Source organism: Bradyrhizobium sp. Kon58 (genome assembly GCF_055807455.1).
The window spans coordinates 35,328-57,846 of the sequence record NZ_JBVVOT010000015.1; the positions used below are offsets into that span (position 1 = coordinate 35,328).

21 protein-coding genes are annotated in these 22,519 nt (G+C 62.4%); 12 read left to right on the forward strand and 9 right to left on the reverse strand.

The genetic code is table 11. The features are described 5' to 3' along the window. Nucleotides 1-9: 9 nt before the first annotated feature. From AC0L20_RS23330 to fdhD, 9 genes are all read right to left on the reverse strand, one after another. A complete protein-coding gene (locus AC0L20_RS23330; RefSeq protein WP_473292558.1) occupies nucleotides 10-390 on the reverse strand; it encodes a sensory rhodopsin transducer in 381 nt (126 codons plus the stop codon). A 2-nt stretch (nucleotides 391-392) separates the two neighbouring features. Continuing rightward, nucleotides 393-833, reverse strand: coding sequence for a PPC domain-containing DNA-binding protein (locus tag AC0L20_RS23335; RefSeq protein WP_473292560.1), 441 nt, complete (start codon nucleotides 831-833; stop codon nucleotides 393-395). 25 nt (nucleotides 834-858) lie between these two features. Next, a complete protein-coding gene (locus AC0L20_RS23340) occupies nucleotides 859-2,511 on the reverse strand; it encodes a GMC family oxidoreductase (protein WP_473292563.1) in 1,653 nt (550 codons plus the stop codon). Continuing rightward, complete coding sequence (locus AC0L20_RS23345) at nucleotides 2,501-3,169, reverse strand: gluconate 2-dehydrogenase subunit 3 family protein (protein ID WP_473292566.1); 669 nt, start codon at nucleotides 3,167-3,169, stop codon at nucleotides 2,501-2,503. Before AC0L20_RS23345 ends, AC0L20_RS23340 begins: the two co-directional genes overlap by 11 nt. After that, nucleotides 3,162-4,025: a hypothetical protein gene (locus AC0L20_RS23350; RefSeq protein WP_473292569.1), complete on the reverse strand. Its 864-nt coding sequence runs from the start codon at nucleotides 4,023-4,025 to the stop codon at nucleotides 3,162-3,164. The genes AC0L20_RS23345 and AC0L20_RS23350 overlap by 8 nt, the downstream gene beginning before the upstream one ends. Before the next feature lie 82 nt (nucleotides 4,026-4,107). Then, nucleotides 4,108-5,205: an enolase C-terminal domain-like protein gene (locus AC0L20_RS23355; protein ID WP_473292572.1), complete on the reverse strand. Its 1,098-nt coding sequence runs from the start codon at nucleotides 5,203-5,205 to the stop codon at nucleotides 4,108-4,110. Then, nucleotides 5,202-6,977 (reverse strand): thiamine pyrophosphate-requiring protein, encoded by a 1,776-nt coding sequence (locus tag AC0L20_RS23360; RefSeq protein WP_473292577.1) that lies wholly within the window; start codon nucleotides 6,975-6,977, stop codon nucleotides 5,202-5,204. Before AC0L20_RS23360 ends, AC0L20_RS23355 begins: the two co-directional genes overlap by 4 nt. A 181-nt stretch (nucleotides 6,978-7,158) precedes the next feature. Further along, the gene (locus tag AC0L20_RS23365) at nucleotides 7,159-7,524 is read right to left on the reverse strand and encodes a hypothetical protein (RefSeq protein WP_354161764.1); all 366 of its coding nucleotides are present in this window, start codon (nucleotides 7,522-7,524) and stop codon (nucleotides 7,159-7,161) included. Nucleotides 7,525-7,681: 157 nt separating this feature from the next. Then, nucleotides 7,682-8,521, reverse strand: coding sequence for a formate dehydrogenase accessory sulfurtransferase FdhD (fdhD, locus tag AC0L20_RS23370; RefSeq protein WP_473292583.1), 840 nt, complete (start codon nucleotides 8,519-8,521; stop codon nucleotides 7,682-7,684). Nucleotides 8,522-8,782: 261 nt separating this feature from the next. Here fdhD and AC0L20_RS23375 point away from each other — a divergent pair, with 261 nt between their 5' ends. From AC0L20_RS23375 to AC0L20_RS23430, 12 genes are read left to right on the forward strand one after another with little or no spacing between them, the layout of a single operon-like run. Beyond that, nucleotides 8,783-11,080, forward strand: a complete 2,298-nt coding sequence (locus tag AC0L20_RS23375; protein ID WP_473292586.1) for an FdhF/YdeP family oxidoreductase — start codon at nucleotides 8,783-8,785, stop codon at nucleotides 11,078-11,080. 27 nt (nucleotides 11,081-11,107) lie between these two features. Further along, a complete protein-coding gene (locus tag AC0L20_RS23380; protein WP_473292589.1) occupies nucleotides 11,108-11,761 on the forward strand; it encodes a cytochrome c3 family protein in 654 nt (217 codons plus the stop codon). Continuing rightward, nucleotides 11,749-14,604 (forward strand): 4Fe-4S dicluster domain-containing protein, encoded by a 2,856-nt coding sequence (locus AC0L20_RS23385; protein WP_473292592.1) that lies wholly within the window; start codon nucleotides 11,749-11,751, stop codon nucleotides 14,602-14,604. The genes AC0L20_RS23380 and AC0L20_RS23385 overlap by 13 nt, the downstream gene beginning before the upstream one ends. Next, nucleotides 14,601-15,968: an NrfD/PsrC family molybdoenzyme membrane anchor subunit gene (nrfD, locus tag AC0L20_RS23390; protein ID WP_473292595.1), complete on the forward strand. Its 1,368-nt coding sequence runs from the start codon at nucleotides 14,601-14,603 to the stop codon at nucleotides 15,966-15,968. The genes AC0L20_RS23385 and nrfD overlap by 4 nt, the downstream gene beginning before the upstream one ends. Beyond that, nucleotides 15,965-16,483 carry a DUF3341 domain-containing protein gene (locus AC0L20_RS23395; protein WP_473292597.1) on the forward strand — a complete coding sequence of 173 codons (519 nt, stop codon included), beginning with the start codon at nucleotides 15,965-15,967 and terminating at the stop codon, nucleotides 16,481-16,483. Before nrfD ends, AC0L20_RS23395 begins: the two co-directional genes overlap by 4 nt. Continuing rightward, entirely contained in the window at nucleotides 16,480-17,010 is a 531-nt protein-coding gene (locus AC0L20_RS23400; RefSeq protein ID WP_473292600.1) for a c-type cytochrome, read from the forward strand. The genes AC0L20_RS23395 and AC0L20_RS23400 overlap by 4 nt, the downstream gene beginning before the upstream one ends. After that, a complete protein-coding gene (locus tag AC0L20_RS23405; RefSeq protein ID WP_473292602.1) occupies nucleotides 17,007-18,077 on the forward strand; it encodes a hypothetical protein in 1,071 nt (356 codons plus the stop codon). Before AC0L20_RS23400 ends, AC0L20_RS23405 begins: the two co-directional genes overlap by 4 nt. Beyond that, entirely contained in the window at nucleotides 18,067-18,471 is a 405-nt protein-coding gene (locus tag AC0L20_RS23410) for a hypothetical protein (protein WP_473292604.1), read from the forward strand. The genes AC0L20_RS23405 and AC0L20_RS23410 overlap by 11 nt, the downstream gene beginning before the upstream one ends. Continuing rightward, nucleotides 18,468-19,241 carry an SCO family protein gene (locus AC0L20_RS23415; RefSeq protein ID WP_473292606.1) on the forward strand — a complete coding sequence of 258 codons (774 nt, stop codon included), beginning with the start codon at nucleotides 18,468-18,470 and terminating at the stop codon, nucleotides 19,239-19,241. Before AC0L20_RS23410 ends, AC0L20_RS23415 begins: the two co-directional genes overlap by 4 nt. Beyond that, complete coding sequence (gene coxB / locus AC0L20_RS23420; RefSeq protein ID WP_473292608.1) at nucleotides 19,238-20,179, forward strand: cytochrome c oxidase subunit II; 942 nt, start codon at nucleotides 19,238-19,240, stop codon at nucleotides 20,177-20,179. Before AC0L20_RS23415 ends, coxB begins: the two co-directional genes overlap by 4 nt. Continuing rightward, the gene (locus AC0L20_RS23425) at nucleotides 20,172-21,845 is read left to right on the forward strand and encodes a cytochrome c oxidase subunit I (RefSeq protein ID WP_473292611.1); all 1,674 of its coding nucleotides are present in this window, start codon (nucleotides 20,172-20,174) and stop codon (nucleotides 21,843-21,845) included. The genes coxB and AC0L20_RS23425 overlap by 8 nt, the downstream gene beginning before the upstream one ends. Next, on the forward strand, nucleotides 21,842-22,486 hold the full coding sequence (locus AC0L20_RS23430; RefSeq protein WP_473292613.1) for a cytochrome c oxidase subunit 3 family protein: 645 nt from the start codon (nucleotides 21,842-21,844) through the stop codon (nucleotides 22,484-22,486). The genes AC0L20_RS23425 and AC0L20_RS23430 overlap by 4 nt, the downstream gene beginning before the upstream one ends. The last annotated feature ends 33 nt before the right edge of the window (nucleotides 22,487-22,519 follow it).

Sequence of the window (22,519 nt, forward strand, 5' to 3'; positions counted from 1 at the left end):
CTCTGCTTTTCATGGATGCGCAGCCGGGTAGGCGATGGTCGACAGCAGCGCCATCGCCGGCTGGCGTGAGTCCAGCCTGGTGTGCTGGACGATAACCGGAGCGCTTGCTTCGATCAAAGACGCGTAGCTGGTGTCGCGCGGAACTGGTGCAGGGTCGCTCAGATCGTTGAAGCGCAGGTGAAGGGTGCGGCGAGCCGGCACTTTCACACGGTACGGGCCGACCGGCTCCCTGTTCTCGAAAAACAGCGTGATCTCGACCTGCACCTCGCGATCTCCGGCGTTCAGGAAGCAGGCCGCCTCGTGAGAGACAAGGTCGTGAGCATCGCTAACGCTGTCGCTGGGGATGTAACCTTCGGGGATCGCCCATACCGTCGAACCGAGATTTGTCATCGTCATTGCTCCAGTTTGATCAGCGCCAGCCCGGTGTCGGGATCGTGCATCTTGTGGAGATGCGCCGGGCTTTCGATGACGATCATTTCAAGCGTTGGGCGCACCACGCCCGAGCCCAAGTGCCCTGCCAGCGCTGTGCCATCGCGCCGGCCAACGACCAGATGAATGTGAACGGAAGGATCGCCTGAAGGCGCAAGCGCGACATCCCCGACGAGTGATGCAACCTCGACCTGTTCATCGACCCGGTTTTCCAGGTAGGCATTCTTCTCCCAATCGAAATATTTCAGCGTGAGACTGCTGAATGCCCCAATACCGGTGATTTGAGCTGCAGCAAGCTGCTGCGCTGCTGCGAAGGAACGGATGCTCGCCATCGCCTCATCACCGGTGTCCAGGACAACAGCATAGGTTCGCTGAGCATCGTTGTTGAGAAGCTTGTGCTGCATCGGTCCTCTCTCCCATGCCTGGTGGCTAAAACCCAATCTCTCCCAGCCGAGCCAGCGAACGGATCCGGTCCGCCGTGCGGCATGCGATCGCCTGAATCGTGAGCGACGGATTCGCGCCGCCAACGGTCGGGAATACCGAGCCGTCACATATCCATAGATTGGGAATGTCCCAGCTGCGGCAATCCGCGTTGACCACGCTGTTGTCCGGGCGACCGCCCATTCGCGCTGTTCCGTTAAGGTGACAGGTATCGTCGTGCTGGACCCAAATGTCCTTGGCGCTGGCCGCGGTCAGGGCCCGGCTCATGAAGCCGATCGAATGATCGATGAGGCGCTTGTCGTTGTCGCCCCAGGAGTACGTGACGCGGGGAATTCTGATCCCGTATTGGTCGACCTCGTCGGCGAGCGTGACCCGATTTTTCTCCTGAGGCAGCATTTCACCGACGATCTTCAGGCCAACCACGTGGTTGTAGCGCTTCATTTCTTCGATCAGCCGGGCTCCCCAAAGTCCATGCGCGCTGGCCTGCGTGTTGGCCCAGAGTTGCGGCAGAGGGCCTTGACTCATGTAGGAGTAGCCGCCGAAGAAGTCCTTGCCTTCGTCCGTATAATTCCAGTGCTCGGTGATCGCGAGGGAGGGAGGTCCCTTGTATGAGCGAACCTCCTCGTCCATGACGCCCCAGACCGCCTGGTTCGCCTGAGCCATCAGATTCTTGCCGAGGAGGCCGGAACTGTTGGCCAGTCCCTCCGGAAACTTATCGGTTGCAGAATTCAGCAACAGCCGGGGCGTCTCGATCGCATAACCGGCCACCACCACATTCCGTGCCTTCTGGAAGTGCCACTTGTCATGACGATGATAGTGCACCCCAACGGCGAGCCCGTTCTCGTCGGTCTCGATCCGACCCACCATCGCCAAGTCCCTGATTTCGGCACCTGCCGAGAGGGCGCGGGGAATCCAGGTCACGAGTGCGCTCTGCTTCGCGTTGGTCGAACAGCCCGCGACACAGAAGCCGCGATAGACGCAGGGATGCGCCAGCCCGCGCGGAGCAGAAAGGGTGGCGAGCGGCGTTTCCGTCCACGCGATGCCCATGGCCTCGCAGCCGCGGGCCAGCGCGCGGGCTGCAGCATTGAGCGGATGGGCGCGGTAGGGGTAGCGCGGGCGCGGCGGTCCCCATGGATAATTGATCGGTCCGGATATTTTGAGGGCCTGCTCGACCTCCGTGTAGTAAGCCCACATCTCGCGCCAATCGATCGGCCAATCCGCACCGTAGCCGAGCTTGGTTCGAGCTTTGAACCATTCCGGGCGGAAGCGGAGCGACACCATGGCAAAATGCACCGTCGAACCGCCAACGGCCTTTCCGCTGTTGTTGCTCCCGAGCTGCAGCGGGTTGTCCCCGTCGACGATGCGATCGTCGGTCCAATAGAGCTTGGTTTGCTCGGATTCGTCGGAGGCGAAGTCCTCCAGAGGACGGAAGTAAGGGCCCGCGTCGAGTGCGACGACCGAGAAGCCGTATTCGGCCAGCTTGCAGGTCAGCGTTCCTCCACCCGCGCCCGTCCCCACGATGACGAAATCCACCGCTTCGTTGTTGGCGTATTCCCTCATGCTGACCCAGCGGCCCGGCCGGAAAACGTCGGGCGCGCGACCGTTGAGGGCACGGGGACTGTGCCGAGGATCATCGGACATGGCGATTGATCCTCAGAGCGGTAACCTCATCTCCGGGCTTGGCTTCGGCGGCCTCCCAGGGGTCGCGATCGTCGAAATCGAGACGCACATAGCCGCGCGGACTGGCCGGTCCGCCCCAGCCGATCTCATTCCAGGCGGCCGGGTGCGAGTAATATGCCAGAACCAGATCGTGGAGCAGGCGGTGCTTGAAGAACACGCCAGGCGGCATGCCGGCCCATTCGGGCCCATGCAATTCACCGGCCTCGCAGCGTTGCAGCAATGCGTCTTGATCAGGCCCGGCGATCTCGGCGAACCGCAAGCTGTGAAGACTTCGCGCCTCGGCATTGAGAGCATTGAGCCCAACTCGCCACGCCTCACCATCTCGCGGCATACCTGCTGGGCGATAGCCGTCCAGGACGCCATCTTGCAGCTTCCTATCAAGGAGTGCCGCAACCGGAATACGCGAAGGCAAGCGGGCCTGCGGAACTATTCGGTTCGCCATCGCCGTGACGGATTCGAATTCATCCGCCGTGAAAAAACGCGGCTCGTTCGCGACCGCAAGCCGATGCGAGATGACGTCCCGCGTCTTGTCATTCCAAGACGGACTGTTCCACTTCGCAAGGACGTCATAGCCGGGGTAAACATTCCCTGGGCCGCGCTGAGAGGTCCTGTCAGCCATCGGACGACTCTTTCATGAGCTCGAGCGCGGCAAGCCCGGCCAGCGCAAGTCCGGCGAAGCTTGGTGGGGCGGGCAGCGGCGGACCATTGAGAATGTTCTGGGTCCAGTTGCGCCAGCCACCCATGTTTCGTGAGATCCCATAGGCGTGCAAGCCGACACCAGCGAATCCCATTACGACGAGCAGCCGCATCCACCACCTGGTGGCGCGGTACGCGCTCTTTCCGCTCCCGGCGGCGGTGGCGCCGAGCAACCCGGCGCCGATTGGAGGAAGGGTGACCGGAATGGCCATGAGTGGGTTGTGAAAGGCACCGCGAAAGTGCAGCAGACCCGCCTCCCCGCTCGTGCCCAGCAGGCCGAGCGCTGCGACCGTCGCAACGGTCTTGCCGGCCGGAAGGCTGAGCACGCGGGGACGGCGCCGCGGCCCATTGGCGCGCAGCCGCTCCGAGCAGAAGCCCAGCAGGCCTGACAGCAGAATAGCCATGGGGGCCCCCAGCGGGGCGCCATAGAAGAGGTTCTGCCAGCTGAACCCGCCCACCTTCTTGGTGACGTTGTAGATGTGAAAGCCCGTGCCAAGCAGGCCTGTTCCAGCTGCCAGTAGGTAGGAGGTGTCGCGCGCGTTGTGAGCGACGGGGCGCTTGTCGGCCGTGCCATGCAGGCTGATTGCCAAAGTCAGGCCCGCGACGACGATCGGCGTCAGCATGGCTTTGTTCTTGAAAGAGCCGCGGTAGTGCTCCACGGCACTGTCGGCAAGGACCGATGCCGCGAGCGTGCCCGCTGCCCGATTTAGTCGTCGCGCCGCCAACACGTTGTCGTACTCGCGGCGGTCAGGACGTGACAGCGAACGGCCCGCAGGCAATGAACGCCCCTGTGCGAGCGTGCTCCTCTCCTCCGCCACTCTGTTTGGGGTGAGGCCGTGGGCTCTTTGTATTCTCGCGTGCTCAGACCGCATAACGTGCAGCATCCGCTTCCTTGAAGATCAAACCATTGCCCCGCCGGGTCAGGTCGGGCTCGACCGCGCCATTGCGCGCCAACGGAGCACCATCGAACAACAGGTGCTCGATGCGAACATGATCGTGAAACCATTCGAGGTGGCGAAGCCGGGGCACCGCGCAAGCTGCATGCAAATGCAACGCAGGCGCGCAGTGGCCAGAGAGGTCGACGTGGTACGCGTCGCAAATCGCGGCGGCCTGCAGAAACCCGGTGACGCCGCCGCAACGTGTGAGGTCCGCCTGCTGCACGTCGACCGCGGACGCTTCCAGCATCGTCCGCACATAGTCCGTCGTATAAGCATATTCTCCGGCAGCGACGTCCATACCTGCGGGCGCGCGCTCGCGGATCGCCCTGAGCCCTCGCAGATCGTCCGACGATACCGGCTCCTCGAACCACGTCACGCCCTGGCTTGCGAAAACGCCAGCAAGCTGCAGCGCTTGCTTAACGCCGTAGGCACCGTTTGCATCAACGAAAAGCTCCGCCCGCTCGCCGATCGCGCACCTCGCAATCTCGACGCGGTGAGGATCGAGCTCCGGTTCCGAGCCAACTTTCATTTTGACAAATCTACAGCCCTGCTCCATGACCCAGCCCGACAGCTGGCGACTGAGTTCATCGTCGGAATAGGAGGTGAACCCGCCGCTCCCATAGATCGGGACGGTCATCCGGTAGCTTCCCAGCAACTGAACCAGCGGCACTTGCATAAGGCGCGCCTTTAGATCGTAGAGCGCCGTATCCACGGCTGAGATCGCCGTTGCCGCAAGACCTTCGCGGCCCAGATTGCGCACCGACCGCTGCATGGCCAGCCACGCCGCCTGGGGTGCAAAGGCATCCTTGCCCTGGACCGTGCCAGCGAGCTTGCCCGCGACCAGCCCGACCGCACTTCGATCGGTGTAAGTGTAGCCGACCCCCGATTTGCCGCCGCCGAAGGCTTCCACAAGCACGAGAGTGGTGGAGCTCCAGCTGATCGTGCCGTCCGCCTCAGGCCGATCGGTCGGGACCTCGAACGCCCGCGCCTGCAACCTTTCGATCGGCACCTCTGGCATCATCCCTTCCCCGGCATCACGCTCGTCAGCAGCTCCTTGGCGCTGTTCTTCAGCACGCTTCCAAGCTCGGGCTCGGAAGGAATCATGCTGACGAAGTTCTTGGCATCCTTGAGGGTGATGTGCGGAGGAAGCGGCGGCACGTTCGGGTCGGTATACGCTTCGAGGACCACAGGACAGTCCGCGGACAGCGCCTCATCCCAAGCAGCACCCACACGGTCCGGATTGTCGACAAAGATGCCCTTCAGGCCAATAAGCTCCGCATATCGGTGGTAGGGGAAATCCGGAATGCTCTGGGTCGATAGCGTCTTGCCCGAGCCGAGCTGAATCCGCTCCTCCCATGTGACCTGATTGAGATCGCGGTTGTTCAGAACCAGCACGATCAGTCGAGGGTTTGACCACGTTTTCCAGTATTTGGAGATGGTGATCAAAACGTTGAGGCCGTTCATCTGCATGGCACCATCCCCCATGCACGCGATCACGGTGCGGTCCGGGTAAGCCATCTTTGCCGCGACAGCGTAAGGTGTTCCCGCGCCCAAAGAAGCCAGACCACCGGACAGCGAGGCTTTCATACCGCGCCGCATCTTCAGATCGCGCGCGTACCAGTTGGCGACAGAGCCGGAATCCGCGGTGATGATCGCATTCTCCGGCAAACGCGGCGACAGCTCCCAAAATACGCGCTGTGGATTGAGAGGCTCTGCTGAATCCATTGCCCGCCGTTCGAGGGTCTGCCACCATTCCCGCACCCCCTCTTCGATCTCTTGCCGCCACGCTGAATCCTGCTTCTGCTGCAGAAGGGGCAGCAGCGCCTGCAAGGTCGCCGAGCTGTCCCCGACGATATTGACCTCCATGGGATAGCGAAGACTCAAACGTGCGCCATCGATGTCGATCTGGACGCCTCGCGCAGAGCCTGGCTTCGGCAGGAACTCGCTATACGGGAACGCCGAGCCGACCATCAGAAAGGTGTCGCAGTTCTTCATGAGGTCCCAGCTCGGCTTGGTGCCGAGCAAGCCGATCGAACCCGTGACAAAGGGCAGGTCGTCCGGCACGGCGGCCTTGCCGAGTAGCGCCTTGGCCACTCCGGCCTGAAGGCGCTCGGCGACTGCAATCACTTCATCGGTCGCAGTCAGAGCACCCGCTCCGACCAACATGGCGACTTTGCTGCCCTTGTTCAGCACCTCCGCCGCCGCGCGTAGCGGAGCTTCATCGGGACGTTTCGCGGGATCGGCGTAACCGGTCCCGGTATGTGTTGCCCCATGCGCCAGCGGCGGATCCCGGTAGTCCAGTTCCTGCACGTCCTTAGGAAGGATCACGCAAGTGACGGCGCGCTTGTTGTGGGCAATGCGCACGGCCCGATCAATGAGGTGGCGCACCTGCTCGGGTACGCTTGCCTGTCCGACGTATTCTGCCACGTCCTGAAACAGGACCTGCAGATCGACTTCCTGCTGGTAGCTCGCCCCGATCGCGCTCCTCGCCTGCTGGCCGACGAGAGCGACCACAGGTACATGATCCATCTTGGCGTCGTACAGACCATTGAGGAGATGTATCGCGCCGGGCCCCGAGGTCGCGTAACAAAGCCCGACCTGCCCTGTAAACTTGGCATGAGCAGAAGCCATGAAGGCGGCCATCTCCTCGTGCCGGACCTGCACGTATTCCATCTTGTCTTTCGCGCCTTCCAGAGCGACGTCCAATCCTCCGACCCCGTCCCCAGGATAGCCAAACACCCTGCTCAAACCCCACTTGGAGAGCCGGTGCCAAACAAATTCGCTGACGTTCATTGGATTTCTCGCTTTCGCGCAGCAGACGTAGCTAAAACCCTTCTGCTACTGGCCGGTTCTCGCGGATCTCTGTACGCTCGCGTACGTCTCCGAGCCTTCATTGGCTCACCATCCCGCGCCAGCAGACGAACATCGCTGGCCCGCTATGGACCAGTGGCGATGTTCGTCTAAAGATGGAGGACTACTTCGAAGCCGCGTTGTTGTTCGAAGAGCTGGACCCGGTCGTGCCCTGAGAGTTGGTTGTGGAGCCCGAGCCGGTCGTGGCCGTGTTCATGGCTTCGAACACGGACATCCCATGTGGACCGATCGTCATCACCATCGGATTGCCGTCCTTCGTCTTGGCCTGGACGACGAAGGATTCGGCAACGATCTTGATGTCGGTGAAACCTGCCTTCTTCAGATCATCCTGGATTTTCTGCACCACCGTGTTCTGGCCCGAGTTGGCGGCAGATGGAGAGGATGTCGCGGAATTGGTGCCACCTTGCGCGAATGCAGGACTAGAAGCCGCCGCTGTAAGCAAGACGGCCGCCAAAAGCGTGTTCTTCATTGCTGTCTCCTTTGGTTTTGATGAACACAGCTACAGCGCTGGCCAGCCCCAGACGTTCCGACTGGAGCCCTTTCGGTCACCCGAAGTCAGTACGAGAGCGAACAGACGCGCGGACCAGGATTCCCCAAGGCTCTCCGGTGAATTTGCAGGAAGTAATTCAGGAGCGGACGGGCACGGCTTTTGAAACCAAGTCTCCTTCTCCAAACGCCAGTCGGCTGGCGTGGCTGAATATCTCGTAGCCATCGTCACGCGCGACCGCGACGAGCGTGACGCCGGCCCTCTCAGCGGTCTCGATCGCCAGCGAAGTCGGCGCCGATACGGCGACGAGGAGCGGCGCGCCCATTCTTGCGGTCTTTTGCACCAGCTCGACGGAGACCCGACTGGTGATAAGTACAGCTCCCTGTGACGTCTCCAGGCCGGCCCTAGCGACCGCTCCCGCGAGTTTGTCCAAGGCGTTATGGCGGCCGACATCTTCCTTTATCAATCGAATGGCACTGCCGTCCCAAAACGCCGCAGCGTGCATCGCCCCTGTCGCCTGGTTGTGATGCTGGAGCGGGCGCAGGGCGCGCATCGCTGTCAGGATGTCGAAGGGGCGAAATCCACCCTGGCTGACGATGCGCGGCGGCGGCGGGTAAGCTTGCTCCAGGCTTTCAATTCCGCATAGGCCGCAGCCGACCGGCCCGACCATGGCTCTTCGCCTGGTGGCAAGGCGATCACAATGGGAGTCGTCGAGCCAGATCCGCAACTCGCAACCGAGCTCGAGCTCGACGACGTCAACGCTGATGATGTCGTTGCAACGTTCGACAATGCCCTCGTTTAAGCTGAAGCCGACACCGAAATCTAGGAGGTCGGCGGGCGAGGCCATCATCACCGCATAAGTCGAGCCGTTGTAAGTGAGCGCGATCGGCCGCTCCTCTGCCACTCTGCGCCAGGACGGGATTGGTCGGCTGCCTCGCCACACCAGCTCCGGCTTGTCCAGTGTGCAGCGATCATCCATGTCCTGCTCCCGATTTGCGTCTGGCAACCACTTCCGGCGAGCCGGGTTCCAGCTCTGGATTTCTTTGTACGGCAGCGCGCAAACTATCCTCCGCGCGGAGAGACAGAGGCTCACTTCCGTCCATGATGTTGAGCAAACTGCAGTTTTCCCTCGACCGCAGCTGTGTTTCCTCTGATCTCAAAAACTCTGACCGAGGAACCCGCCTCACCAACATACGTTGCCGAGGCACAGGCTGGCCGGTTCCCGAAGAGAAGCAAGATCATGACGCGAGCACGCAAAGCTGGTGACGAGACCGCCGAGAAGACGGTGGAATACGACGGTCCAGCTGGCGGATGGGGGTCGCTCGAAGGAATAGTCCGAATCTTCGGCAAGGAGTGGGACTCGCCGGGGGCCTTGAATACGCTCCGTCGCCAGAACAAGCCTAAAGGCTTCATGTGCGTTTCCTGCTCGTGGGCCAAGCCGGCCGACTATCACGCCTTCGAGTTCTGCGAGAATGGCGCCAAGGCTACTCTTTGGGAGCTGACCACGCGTCGATGTAAGCCGGATTTCTTCGACAAGCATACGTTGACTGAGCTTCGCTCCTGGAACGACTACGATCTCGAACAGCAGGGACGGCTGACCGAGCCGCTGCGCTATGACAGCGCGACTGACCGTTACGTGCCATGTAGCTGGGAGGACGCATTCCAAGCAATCGGCGCGCAGCTGAAGGCGCTCGATCCGAAATCCGTAGTTTTCTATTCGTCCGGGCGGGCCAGCCTCGAGACATCGTACCTATACGCGCTGTTCGCGCGGGTCTATGGCAACAACAATCTGCCTGACAGTTCCAACATGTGCCACGAGACGACGTCCGTCGCGCTCAAGAAGCTGATCGGCGCGGGCGTAGGCACTGTGGTCTTCGACGATCTCAGCAACTGTGACGCGATGTTCTTTTTGGGTCAGAATACCGGGTCGAACAGTCCGCGCTTTCTGCATCCCTTGCAGGACGCCGCCAGGCGCGGAGTCCAGATCATCACCTTCAATCCAGTCCGCGAGAAAGGCCTCGAAACTTTCGTCAATCCACAGAATCCGACGGAGATGCTGACCGGCAAGGCGACTCAGATCAGCAGTCAGTATCACCAGGTGAAGGCCGGCGGCGACATTGCCGTCATCATGGGAATTTGCAAGCACGTCTTCGCCGCGGACGACGCAGCCAAACAGCAGGGCAAGAGAGTTCTCGACGCCCCCTTCATCGAACAGCACACCCACGGCTTCGAAGCGTTCGAGGCCAAGGTCCGGGCAACGGACTGGAGCGAGATCGAGACCGCATCCGGTCTTAGCCGGTCGGCCATCGAAGGCGCAGCTCAGGTCTATGTCGAGGCTGATCGCGTGATCGGGATCTACGGCATGGGCCTGACCCAGCACGTGCACGGTTTCGACAACGTGGCGATGCTGGTGAACATGCTGCTCCTGAAGGGCAACATCGGACGAGATGGCACCGGCATCTCGCCCGTGCGTGGACACTCGAACGTCCAGGGCCAGCGCACCGTCGGCATCTCCGAGAAGCCTGAATTGGTCCCTCTCGACAAATACGCCCAGCAGTTCGGATTCGAGCCGCCACGCGACAAGGGCATGAACACCGTTGAGACCTGCGAAGGCGTCCTCGCCGGCAAGGTCAAGGCGTTCATCGGGCTCGGCGGTAATTTCGTACGTGCCATTCCCGAGCGATCGAAGATGGAAGAAGCTTGGCGCGGACTGGAGCTGACGGTCCAGATTGCCACTAAGCTCAACCGCAGTCACCTCGTGCAGGGCAAGGCCGCCTATCTGTTGCCGTGCCTCGGCCGCACCGAAGAGGACATCCAGGCAAGCGGGCAGCAAGCCGTCAGCATGGAGGATACTTTCAGCTGCATCCAGGGCTCGATCGGGTTACGCAAGCCTGCGAGCGAGCACCTGAAATCGGAAGTGGCCATCGTCGCAGGTCTCGCCACGGCGACCTTGCCCACGAACCCGAAGCTGAAATGGGACGAATGGGTCGGCAACTACGATCTCATTCGCAACGAGATCGCGGAGACCTACCCGGACCAATTCCACGCTTTCAATGAACGGATGTTCACGCCCGGCGGGTTTTATCGCGGCAACTCCGCGCGCGAGCGGATCTGGAAGACGGAAACCGGCAAGGCGGAATTTACTGCCCCGGAGACTCTCAGCTCCACCGGCTTCGCGGACGCCCCCGGCCGATTCCGGCTGCTTACGATGCGCAGCAATGACCAGTTCAATACCACGATCTACGGCTACAGCGATCGCCTGCGGGGGATCGAGGGCACACGGGATGTGCTGCTGATGAACCCCGAAGAGATTGCACGCGCCGGACTCCAGGATGGCCAGATGGTCTATCTCGTCAGCGACGCAGAAGACGGCATCGCGCGTGAGGTTGGGCCGCTCAAAGTGACGCCCTTCAAGCTGCCGGATGGATGCCTTGGAGCCTACTATCCGGAAATGAATCCCCTGATCCCGCTGTCGCACCACGACATCCATTCGAAGACGCCGGCCGCAAAGTCGGTGCCGGTCCGAATCCGCGCGTGACCAAGGCGTGCGGCAGGGGGTCGATGAATGCAGCTTTTTCGTCCCGGCGCGAACACGATTGCGACGGTGGTGATCGCAGCGATTGGAGCGATGCCGGTGCTTGCGGTGGGACTGTCCTATGAGGTGATGCGATCCCCTTACGTCACCAACCAGAACGTCACGCTGAACCAGCCGGTGCCGTTCAGTCACGAGCATCACGTTTCCGGTCTCGGCCTGGACTGCCGGTATTGCCACACCTCGGTGGAGAAGGCGCGCTTCGCCGGCATCCCGCCGACCGAGACCTGCATGACCTGCCATTCGCAGATATGGACCAACGCGCAGATGCTCGCGCCGGTGCGCGAAAGTCTTGCCAAGAACCAGCCAATGGCCTGGGAGCGCGTGCACCGCCTCCCCGGCTACGTCTATTTTGATCATTCGGTCCATGTCGCAAAAGGGGTTGGGTGCACCACCTGTCACGGCGACGTGGGAGGGATGCGGCTGATGCGCCAGGCCGCGCCGCTGACGATGCAATGGTGTCTCGATTGTCACCGCGCTCCTGAACGTTACCTGCGTCCACGCGAAGCGGTTTTCGATCCAACCTGGCAGACCCCGAAGAACCAGGCCGAGGTCGGGCCCAAGCTTGCCGCACGCTATCACATCAACACGGGTCATTTGACGGACTGCACGATATGCCACCGCTGAAGGAATTGCCGACGCGGCCAAATCCTGCCGGGCGCAGCAAGCTCAATCGCCGTCAGGCGCTCAGCTTGCTGGCGACCGGCATGGCGGGTGGGCTCGCGGCTTGCAGCAAACCCGACGAGCAGATCCTGCCCTATGTCAGGATGCCAGAGCGCATCGTTCCCGGGGAACCGCTGAAATTTGCAACGACACTTCCGTTGGCGGGGATCGGTCGCGGCGTGGTCGTGACTTCGATTGACGGCAGGCCGATCAAGGTGGAAGGCAACCCGCGTCATCCGGGCAGCCTGGGTGCCACGGACGTTTTCGCTGAGGCAGCCGTTCTTTCGCTGTACGATCCCGACCGCTCGCGCACGATCCTGCACAACGGCGCGATTGCGCCGCGCGAAGCGTTGAACCGAGCGCTGGTCACCGAACTCTCCGAGACCCGAAGCAGCCAGGGTAAAGGCCTGCGCTTGTTGACCGGGCGAACCACCTCCCCGACTCTGCTGCGCCAGATCGATGGCCTGCTTCAGGCGTTTCCGGCCGCTTCGTGGCACGCGTACGATCCGACGGACGACGATAACGCGCATGAAGGTGGGCAGCTCGCTTATGGCCAGCCTGTGCGCAGTATTGCCGATTTCGCAAAGGCCCGGGTGATCGTCGCGCTCGATGCCGATCCGCTCGGGCATGGCCCCGATCAGATCCGGATTGGCCGCGGTTATGCAATCGGCCGCGGCGAGCCGAAGGCTTTCTCGCGTCTCTATTGTCTTGAGAGCGCACTCACGCTCACCGGAGCAAAGGCGGACGAACGTCTGGCGCTTCGTCCCGAGGCGATCGAGCGGTTCGCGGCGAGCTTGGCGCGGCAGCTCGGCGCCGCGACCGGTGCAACCGAACTTCCAGAACGCGAGCGTCTGCTGCTTCGGAAGATCACGGCCGACTTGAACTCACACAAGGGCGAGGCGCTCGTCATCGCGGGCCCGGCAATGTCCAGGGAACTCCACGCATTGGTGCATTGGATCAATGCTCAACTCAATGCGCCCGTTCGGCTCATCGATCCCATTGATCGCACGCCATCCGGCAAGCAGGCGGGAACGCTTGAACAGCTCGCCGGCGATCTCGATGCCGGCCGCGTGCGTCAGCTCGTCATGATCGGCATCAATCCCGCTTATGACGCACCATCCGATTTGCACTTCGGGGCCCGCGCACAGAAAGCGGCCTTTCGCCTTCATATGGGCGAGTACGCGGACGAAACCGCGGCTATCGCCAACTGGCATGTCCCGCAAAGACATCGTCTCGAAACGTGGTCGGATCTGCGGGCTGGTGACGGGACGGCCAGCATCATACAGCCTCTGATCAACCCGCTCTACGAGAGCTTCAGCGAGCACGAGCTTCTCGCCTGGCTGAGCGGCGCAGAAGATGCGGGCGCTTACGAATTGGTGCGGCAGACCTGGCCGACCGCGGCCGCTGCGGATTTCGAGGCATGGTGGCAGCGCGTGCTGCACGACGGGATCATTGCAGGAAGCGCCGCCACTGCTGTTTCCCTCCCTGCTCCGCTCCTGCCGCCACTCGCGGATCCCGAACCTCACGACAAGCGCGACGACGAGATCAGCCTGGTTCTGCGCCCTGATCCTTGCCTCTGGGATGGCTCATACGCCAACAACGCTTGGCTCCAGGAGTGTCCGAAACCGCTCAGCAAGCAGGTCTGGGGCAATGCGCTCGCGCTGCATCCGGATGAGGCAACCCGCCTCGGTCTCACGTCTGGCGACGTCGTCACAGTCGCCGCGAACGGCCGATCGATCGAGCTACCCGTTCTGACTGAACCCGGGATGGCCATGGGCGTCGGCGCGCTCACGCTCGGCGGGGGGCGGCAGAAGGCCGGCGCGATCGGCAATGGCGTCGGTGCCAACGCCTATACACTCCGGACATCCAGGAACCGATGGCACCTTCCGCAGGTCTCGATCCAGCCGACTGGGCGCCGCGAGCCGGTCCTTTCGACTCAGAACATCGTCCGGTCGCCGGAAGACGTGCGCGAACTCTATCCGCTGTATCGGCTCGGCCAGCCGCTGCCAGGGCCAGTCCACCCGGATCCACCCAGCCTGATGCCGCCCAGCGTGAAGCCCGGCGAGGGGCATGCCTGGGCGATGGTGATCGATACCTCGGTCTGCATCGGCTGCAATGCCTGCGTGGTCTCCTGCCAAGCCGAGAACAACGTTCCTGTGGTCGGTCCCGAGCAGGTTGCGATGGGGCGCGACATGCACTGGATGCGTGTCGATGGCTATGATCATGGCTCGGCGGACAGTCCGCAGATCGGCTTTCAGCCGGTGCCCTGCATGCATTGCGAGCACGCCCCGTGCGAGCCCGTCTGTCCTGTCGCCGCATCCGTTCACGACAGTGAAGGCCTCAACGCGCAGGTCTATAATCGCTGCATCGGCACCCGCTTCTGCGAGGCGAACTGCCCTTACAAGGTTCGTCGCTTCAACTTCTTCGGTTATGCCGACGGCGAGGAATACGGCAATCTTGGCGCAGAATCCTATCGCGGCCAGAAGAACCCGGAGGTGACCGTACGCGCCCGCGGTGTCATGGAAAAATGCACCTATTGTGTCCAGCGCATCAGCGGCGCACGTCGCGCCGCGGAACGTGAGGACCGGCCGCTCGGTCCAGACGAGGTGCAGACAGCCTGCCAGAACGCGTGCCCGACCCGCGCCATCAGCTTCGGAGACCTGAACCAGGCCGACGCGGAGATCAACCACAGGAAGGCCGACCCGCGCCACTATGCCCTGCTCGGCCACCTCGGCACGCGGCCGCGCACCACCTATCTTGCCGATGTGCGCAATCCCGCACCTTCGGAGCCGGAGGGGCGGACATGAGCGAAGTTCTCCGTCCCCAGCATCACCCGGCGCATCGATGGATCTCGGCCGCGCGGGCGAGCGACGCCGCAGTTACCCAGGCGGTGGCTGATCCGCTCTTCACCGGGTTCGGCAAAAGATGGTGGCTGGCCCTGCTGATCACCCTGCCGTTCGTGCTCTGGCTGTTCGTTGCAATCGCGTGGCTGTTCTACCAGGGCATCGGCATCTGGGGCATCAACTCCACCATCGTCTGGGGAGTCGCGATCGCCAACTACGTCTGGTGGATCGGAATCGGCAATGCCGGCACATTGATCTCGGCGATGCTGCTGCTCACCCGGCAAAGATGGCGCGCCTCGATCAATCGCTTCGCGGAAGCCATGACGCTGTTTGCGGTTGCGATCGCCGGGCTGATGCCCATCGTTCACCTCGGTCGACCAATCTACGCCTATTGGCTCGCGCCATATCCGAACACCATGGCGCTTTGGCCGCAATGGCGCAGTGCCCTGGTGTGGGATTTCTGGGCCATCGTGAGCTACCTGCTGTTCTCCATTCTGTTCTGGTATGTCAGCCTGATCCCCGACCTTGCGACCATGCGCGACCGCACGCCCCGCCGTGCCGGCCAACTGCTCTACGGCGCATTTGCGCTGGGATGGCGCGGCTCGTCCCGCGAGTGGTCGCGGCTGCAGACACTGCATACCACGATGGCGGCCCTCGGCGTGCCTCTGGTCTGCTCGGTGCACTCGATCGTCGGTCTCGACTTCGCGGCGAGCCTGATGCCCGGTTGGCAGGAGAGCATCTTCCCACCCTACTTCGTCGTCGGCGCGATGTACTCCGGATTCGCGATGGTCGTGGTGCTGGCGGCGGCGATCCGCTGGGGGCTCGGCCTCCAGGCGATTATCACCCGCCGCCATTTCGAGGTGATGGCCCGCATCCTGCTGATGGCCTCCATCGTCATGTTCTATTCCTATGCGACGGAGTGGTTCATGGGCTGGTACGGCGGTGAGCATGCCGACCGTGAGGTGGTTCGCTTCGAGTTCACTGGAACCTACGCGCCGCTGTACTGGGCCTTGCTGGCCTGCAACTGCCTGATCCCGCAGTTGCTATGGTGGCCCGTCCCGCGACGGTCGCTGTTCATTCTGATTCCTGTTGCTATCGCGATCAACATAGGCATGTGGCTCGAGCGCATCCTCATCGTCTGGAACACGCTTTCGCATGGTTACATGCCGTCTTTGTGGCGGACGTTTCACTTCACGTTCTGGGACTGGAGCTTTCTTGTCGCGCCCCTCGGCCTTTTCGCCTTTCTGTTTTTGATCTTCATGAGGCTGGTCCCGAGCATATCAATGTTCGACGTGCGCGAGCTCGCCCATCAGGAGGCCGCGGCATGACGGCCAAGCTCGTGGCGGAATTCCTCGACGGCGAAGCGCTGAAGGCGGCGCTAGAGCGCGTGCGTACGGCAGGACACGCCGCACTCGAAGCGTTCGCGCCGTATCCGATCGAAGGGCTCGCCGAACAACTTGGGCAGGGCCGATCCGCAATTCGCGGTGTGATGCTTGCCGGCGGCCTCGGAACTGCAGCATTCGCCTTCGCATTGCAATGGTACAGCGCCGTGATCGACTATCCCATCAACAGCGGCGGCCGGCCACTGAACTCCTGGCAGGTGTTCCTGCTGGTGCCGTTTGAGGTCGGTGTCCTCGCGGCGGCGCTCGCCGGCGTCATCACCTTTTTTTGGTCGTGCCGCCTGCCTCGTCTGCACGATGCAATGTTCGAGATTCCGGGGTTCGAACGCGTAACGCAGGATCGCTACTTCCTGCTGGCCGCTGCTGACGGCGACCCGAACGAGCTGAGGACGGTCCTCCGCGACGCCGGCGCCGTCGCGGTCACGGAGCTGCGCACGCCATGACCGCCCGCGCTCTGCCATGGCTGCTGTTGCTGTCATCGGCGCTCGCCGGCTGCGGCGATCATTCCATGTCTCAGCAGAATCGCTACGGCACGTTCTCGAAGGCTGCGCTGTTCAAGGATGGCACCGAAGCCCAGGCCTTACCGCAAGCGGTCGTCGCACAGGGCGATCTCGACCGTTTGCAGCAGATCACCAAGCCGCCCGCGGTCGACATGGCGCTGCTGGCCCGCGGCCACGAGCGCTACGATATCTATTGCTCTCCGTGTCACGGGTTCTCCGGCCACGGCGATGGCATGATCGTGCGACGTGGCTTTCCTGCTCCGCCCTCCTACCATTCCGCCCGCCTCCGCTCGGCCGATGCTCAACACTTCTTCGACGTGATCACCCATGGCTACGGCGCGATGTATTCCTACGCCGCGCGCGTCGAGCCGCGCGACCGCTGGGCCATCATCGCCTACATCCGCGCGCTGCAGCAGTCGCAACACGCCGACGTCGCGGACGTCCCGGAGCTGAGGAGCAAGCTGCCGTGACCGCCGTGCTCCGCCGCCCTGCCCTGAGAGCAACCGGGACGCCGCGAATTGCAGCGGGCCTCGTGGTGATCTTACTCGCTTCTGGCCTCGTGCTCGCGGCCGGGCGACTCGGCCCCTATCCGAGCCTGCTCCAGGGCTGGCTCTTGGGATTTGCGATCTGGAGCTGCGCCCCCATCGGCAGCATGACGCTGCTGCTGATTCATCGCTTGACCGGCGGCCGCTGGGGCTTTGCGGCCGGACCGGTGCTGCGACCCCTCGCAGTCATGGTGCCCCTCGTCGCCATCGCCTTCATCCCCGTTCTCGCCGGACTGACTGACATCTACCCCTGGGCCGCAGATGCCAGCCAGATCAAGCCCGACATTGCCCGCTGGTACCTCGGCCAGCCGTGGTTTGTCCTGCGTGCCGTGATCGCATTGATCGGATGGTCCGTGCTCGGAGTGACTTTCGGTCTTGGACTAGGTGGACGGCTACTGGCCGCGCTCGGACTTGCGTTCTTCGGGTTTACCATCAGCATGGTTGCGGTCGATTGGTTCCTCTCCGTCGAACCGCATTACGTTTCCACCGCCTTCGCCTCCATGATTGCAATACAGCAGCTGCTCGCCGCGCTGGCCGTTGTCGCCGTGCTTGCAACGTCGAACGTCGATGGCAAAGCGCTGAGCGATATCGGCAGCCTTTTGATCGCAACGCTGCTGGGCGTCGTCTACCTCGAATACATGACATATGTGGTGGCCTGGTACGGCGATCTACCTCACAAGGCCGAGTGGTTCCTGAGGCGCAGCACGGACGCATGGACGAACATTCTGCTCGTGGCATTCGTCACCGGAGCCGTGCTTCCATTTGCGATGCTGCTGTTGGAGGGCGTGCGCGGCAGCCCTGCAGGCTTGCGCATCGTCGGCCTGTTGCTGTGCGTCGGCACCGTCATGCACTTCGCCTGGCTGCTGGTGCCGGCATTTTCCGCGCAAGTTCATGTTGCACTCACGGCTCTCGGCGCCCTCCTCATCTTGACCGTTGCTTCGGTCCTCTTTGGGCAGGGCACCGCATCCGCAGAGGTGCGTCATGCCGAATGAGGAGATGGGCAGCCGCGCGCTTCCGCAACCGGCCGGCGTCCACAACCGTGCCGTTCTCGTCGTCGTGGGTAGCTTCCTGCTCTTCGTGGGTGCCGCGATTGCGGGAATGCTACTATTCCTGAATACGCAAGCGCCGGGCGCATTCACGCCGCGCGCAGAGCGCCGGTTTCGCTCGCCCGAGCTCCAGACCTCTCCGGAGGCCGACCTGACCCGGTTCGAGGCCGCGCAGCGTGCCAGGCTCACCGCTTATGCCTGGGTCGATCGCGACCACAACATCGCCAGCATCCCGATCGACGAGGCGATGCAGCTCGTCTCTGGACGCGGCCAGCACGCCTACGATGCCTTCGAGGCCGCGCGCGCCTCGACGCCCGGTGCAAGTGGAGGCAATCCATGAGGCTGGCCATCGTCGTCTTGGCGCTTGCGCTCTGGCCGGGGCTCGCGCATGCCGGTTTGACCGAGGAGCAGATCGGGCGCGTCGGGTTCGATCCTCCTCAGGGCGCCCGCGTTCCGTTATCCCTGCAGTTTAGGGCCGTCGGCGGTGACACCGTCACCCTGCGCGATGCGATCGACGGACGTCCGACCCTGCTCCTTCCAGCGGACTTCACCTGCAAGCAGATTTGCGGGCCTGCGCTGACGATCGCAAGCTCGGCGCTGCAGCAGACCGGGTTTATCGCAGGACGCGATTACAGCCTCGTCGTTGTCGGCATCGATCCGCGCGACACCATTGACGACGCCCGCCGCTTTACCCAGGGACAGATCGGGGGCGCGGGAACATCGGTCCTGACAGGATCGAAGGAGACCGTTGCCGCGCTGCTCGGTGCAATCGGCTACCATACCGAAGCCGACGACAAGCATGACGCGGTTGCGCATCCGGCAGCCTTCGTCACGCTCGCGCCCGACGGACGGGTCGTCCGCGCGCTTTCCAGCCTCGCGCTGCAGCCCGGTGACCTTCGCCTCGCTCTGTTGGATGCCGGTGACGGGCGGATCGGTGGACTCTCCGGGCGCATCGCGCTGCTCTGCTACGGATTTGACGCGGTGCACGGCATCTACACCCACAGGATCACAACGGTCCTGCAGATTTTCGGAGCATCCACGGTTGCCATCATGGCCGCCCTCGTCGGGCTGATGCTGGTCCGCAGCAGGCGTCGGGGAGCCTCGGCATGAATTCGTTATTCAGGCTGCCGGAAGCGAGCACACACGCCGTCACGGTTGATCACATCTTCTATCTTCTGCTCTTCCTTTCCGGCGCGACCGTGGTCCTCGTTTTCGGGCTCATCCTGCTGTTTGCCGTCCGATATCGGCGCGGATCTCGCGCCAAGCGCGGCCCGATGCCTGAGATTCTCAGCCGCGAGTTCGAAATCGGTTGGACGGTCGCGACGTTGCTGACGTTCGCCTTCCTATTCTGGTGGGCATCTTCCGCTGACCTCAGCAGCCTTGCCGCGCCCACGGGCGCACTTGAAATCCACGTCATCGCCAAGCAGTGGATGTGGAAGACGCAACATCCGAACGGCGCGCGTGAGATCAATGCCCTTCACGTGCCGCTGGACAAGCCCGTCCATCTCCTGATGAGCTCGCAGGACGTGATCCATTCCTTCTTCGTCCCGGCGTTTCGGGTCAAGAAGGACGTGCTGCCTGGCCGCGACACCGACATCTGGTTTCAGGCGAGCAAAACCGGCACCTTTCCACTGCTCTGCGCTGAGTATTGCGGCACGAACCATTCCATGATGCGCGGCAGGATCGTGGTCATGCGGCAAGATGACTATGCCAAATGGCTGGTCCAGCAGCCGGAGGGCGACGATCTTGCCCATGAGGGCGCCAGGCTGTTCGTGTCGCAAGGATGCTCCGGCTGCCACGCCGTCTCCTCGAACGTCCACGCGCCGCGCCTGACGGGTCTCTACGGCCGCGCGGTGCAGCTGGCGGATGGACGCACCGTTTCCGCGGACGATGCCTACATCCGCGGTTCGATGCTGCAGCCGAACCGCGACGTCGTGGCCGGCTTTGAGCCGATCATGCCGAGCTTCAAAGGGCTGCTCGACGACGGAGAGATCCAGAGCCTGACCGCCTATATCCGCTCGCTCAGGGAGGAGCAGCAAAATGACTGACACCCTGCTCGCCGGAGAGCTGCCGCTGCCGCCACGCCCCGATTATCTGCGCCACGGCTCGACGATCTCGTCCTGGCTTGCCACGACAGACCACAAGCGCATTGCAATCCTTTACGCGATCACCATCACGTTCTTCTTTTTTCTGGGAGGCGCCGCAATCACCGCCGTTCGGCTCGAGCTGTTCCAGCCGAACGGATGGCTGTTGACGTCGGACACTTACAACAAGCTGTTCTCGTTCCACGGGATCATCATGGTCTGGTTCTTCCTGGTGCCGTCGATCCCGAATACGTTCGGCAATTTCCTGCTGCCGCTGATGATCGGCGCGCCCGATGTCGCGTTTCCGCGCCTCAATCTCTTCAGCTGGTATTTGACCGTCGCTGCCGGCGCTTTCACCGTTTATGCCCTCGTCGCCGGAGGTGTCGACACCGGCTGGACGTTCTATACGCCTTATTCGTCGATGTTCTCCAACAGCCACGTCTTCGCGGCTGCTGCCGGCGTGTTCGTAGTTGGCTTTGCCAGCATCGCCACGGGAGTGAACTTCATCGCGACCACTCACATGCTTCGTGCTCCCGGCATGACCTGGTTCCGGCTGCCTCTGTTTGTCTGGGCGATTTACGCGACGTCGCTGATCATGGTGCTTGCCACGCCGGTGCTCGCCATCTCGCTCCTGCTCGTGATCGCGGAGCGCGTGCTGGGCTTGCCGATCTTCGATCCGGCTCGCGGCGGCGATCCGATCCTGTTCCAGCACCTGTTCTGGTTCTACTCGCATCCGGCGGTTTACATCATGGTCCTGCCGGCGATGGGCGTCGTGTCCGAAATCATCCCATGCTTCGCGAGGCGGCGAATTTTCGGATACGACTTCATGGTCTATGCCATGCTTGCGATTGCGGGCGTCGGGTTCTTCGTCTGGGGCCACCACATGTTCGTCTCCGGACAGTCGGCCCTGGCCAGCCTCGTGTTCTCCTTCCTGTCCTTCATCATCGCCGTGCCGTCGGCAATCAAGGTTTTCAACTGGACCGCTTCGCTGTATCGCGGTCAGATCAGCTTCGAATCGCCGATGCTGTATGCGCTTGGCTTCGTCGGTCTGTTTACGACCGGCGGGCTCTCCGGGCTGTTCCTCGCCTCGATCCCGGTGGACATCCATGTCACCGACACCTACTTCGTCGTCGCTCACTTCCACTACATCATGGTGGGCGGCTCCGTATCCGCCTTCTTCGCCGGGCTTCACTTCTGGTGGCCCAAGGTCACGGGCAAGCTCTATCCGGAGAGCTGGGCAAAGTTCGCGGCCATCCTGATGTATGCCGGCTTCAATATGACGTTCCTGCCGCAATTCTTTGCCGGGTACCTCGGCATGCCGCGCCGCTATCATACCTATCCAGCGGAGTTTCAGATCTACAATGTCATGTCGTCTGCCGGAGCAGCGGTCCTCGCCATCGCCTACTTGTTGCCTCTGGGATATCTCACCTGGTCCCTGTTCTACGGCGGAAAAGCCGCGAAGAACCCTTGGGACGCGACAGGCCTGGAGTGGACCACGGGTTCTCCGCCTCCTCCGAAGAATTTTGACAGGCAGCCCCGCGTGGATCGCGGGCCCTATGACTACCACGCCGAAGGCATGTCGGCTGGAACTGATCCCCCCGAAATGCAAAACGCAAGAGAAACGCGATGAGCGACCAAAGCGCACTGCTGAGAGAACCCTGGTCGGATTTCGGCCGGCAGCGCGAGGCAGGCAAGTTCGGAATCTGGGTTTTCCTCGCCAGCGAGACGCTGTTCTTCGGGGCGCTGATGCTGACTTACACGGTTTGTCGAATCGAGCATCCACAGGCGTTCGCTGCAGCCGGGCGGGAGACAAATATCTGGTACGGCACGATCAATACCGCCGTGCTGTTGACGAGCAGCCTCACCATGGCCATGGCTTCGCAAGCGTCCGAAGCGTCTGCGCGACTGCGACGGCTCGTCCTCGTGTGCCTCATGCTCACCGCGTTGCTCGGGCTCGCATTCATCGTCATCAAGGGCTTCGAGTACAAGGAGGACATCGATAAGGAGCTCGTACCGGGAGCCGGGTTTGCATTGTCTCTGCCAGGAGCGCAGCTGTTTTATGGATTTTATTGGCTGGTCACGGGCGTCCACGCAATCCACCTTTCCATCGGGATTGCTCTCGTGAGCCGCTTGTTCTGGGTGCTGCTCCGGCGCCGACTTCCGACCAAAGACAATCCCGAAATCGAGGTCACAGCCCTCTACTGGCATCTGGTCGATATCGTGTGGATCTTCCTCTATCCGCTGATCTATTTGCCGGGGCGTGCATCATGAACAGGCAAGGTGAATCAGGCAGTATTGTGCGCC

Coding starts and splice junctions, on each gene's coding strand:
- AC0L20_RS23330 (WP_473292558.1), bottom strand. CDS start 390: ATGACAAATCTCGGTTCGACGGTATGGGCGATCCCCGAAGGTTACATC.
- AC0L20_RS23335 (WP_473292560.1), bottom strand. CDS start 833: ATGCAGCACAAGCTTCTCAACAACGATGCTCAGCGAACCTATGCTGTT.
- AC0L20_RS23340 (WP_473292563.1), bottom strand. CDS start 2,511: ATGTCCGATGATCCTCGGCACAGTCCCCGTGCCCTCAACGGTCGCGCG.
- AC0L20_RS23345 (WP_473292566.1), bottom strand. CDS start 3,169: ATGGCTGACAGGACCTCTCAGCGCGGCCCAGGGAATGTTTACCCCGGC.
- AC0L20_RS23355 (WP_473292572.1), bottom strand. CDS start 5,205: ATGATGCCAGAGGTGCCGATCGAAAGGTTGCAGGCGCGGGCGTTCGAG.
- AC0L20_RS23360 (WP_473292577.1), bottom strand. CDS start 6,977: ATGAACGTCAGCGAATTTGTTTGGCACCGGCTCTCCAAGTGGGGTTTG.
- AC0L20_RS23365 (WP_354161764.1), bottom strand. CDS start 7,524: ATGAAGAACACGCTTTTGGCGGCCGTCTTGCTTACAGCGGCGGCTTCT.
- fdhD (WP_473292583.1), bottom strand. CDS start 8,521: ATGGATGATCGCTGCACACTGGACAAGCCGGAGCTGGTGTGGCGAGGC.
- AC0L20_RS23375 (WP_473292586.1), top strand. CDS start 8,783: ATGACGCGAGCACGCAAAGCTGGTGACGAGACCGCCGAGAAGACGGTG.
- AC0L20_RS23380 (WP_473292589.1), top strand. CDS start 11,108: ATGCAGCTTTTTCGTCCCGGCGCGAACACGATTGCGACGGTGGTGATC.
- AC0L20_RS23385 (WP_473292592.1), top strand. CDS start 11,749: ATGCCACCGCTGAAGGAATTGCCGACGCGGCCAAATCCTGCCGGGCGC.
- nrfD (WP_473292595.1), top strand. CDS start 14,601: ATGAGCGAAGTTCTCCGTCCCCAGCATCACCCGGCGCATCGATGGATC.
- AC0L20_RS23395 (WP_473292597.1), top strand. CDS start 15,965: ATGACGGCCAAGCTCGTGGCGGAATTCCTCGACGGCGAAGCGCTGAAG.
- AC0L20_RS23400 (WP_473292600.1), top strand. CDS start 16,480: ATGACCGCCCGCGCTCTGCCATGGCTGCTGTTGCTGTCATCGGCGCTC.
- AC0L20_RS23410 (WP_473292604.1), top strand. CDS start 18,067: ATGCCGAATGAGGAGATGGGCAGCCGCGCGCTTCCGCAACCGGCCGGC.
- AC0L20_RS23415 (WP_473292606.1), top strand. CDS start 18,468: ATGAGGCTGGCCATCGTCGTCTTGGCGCTTGCGCTCTGGCCGGGGCTC.
- coxB (WP_473292608.1), top strand. CDS start 19,238: ATGAATTCGTTATTCAGGCTGCCGGAAGCGAGCACACACGCCGTCACG.
- AC0L20_RS23425 (WP_473292611.1), top strand. CDS start 20,172: ATGACTGACACCCTGCTCGCCGGAGAGCTGCCGCTGCCGCCACGCCCC.
- AC0L20_RS23430 (WP_473292613.1), top strand. CDS start 21,842: ATGAGCGACCAAAGCGCACTGCTGAGAGAACCCTGGTCGGATTTCGGC.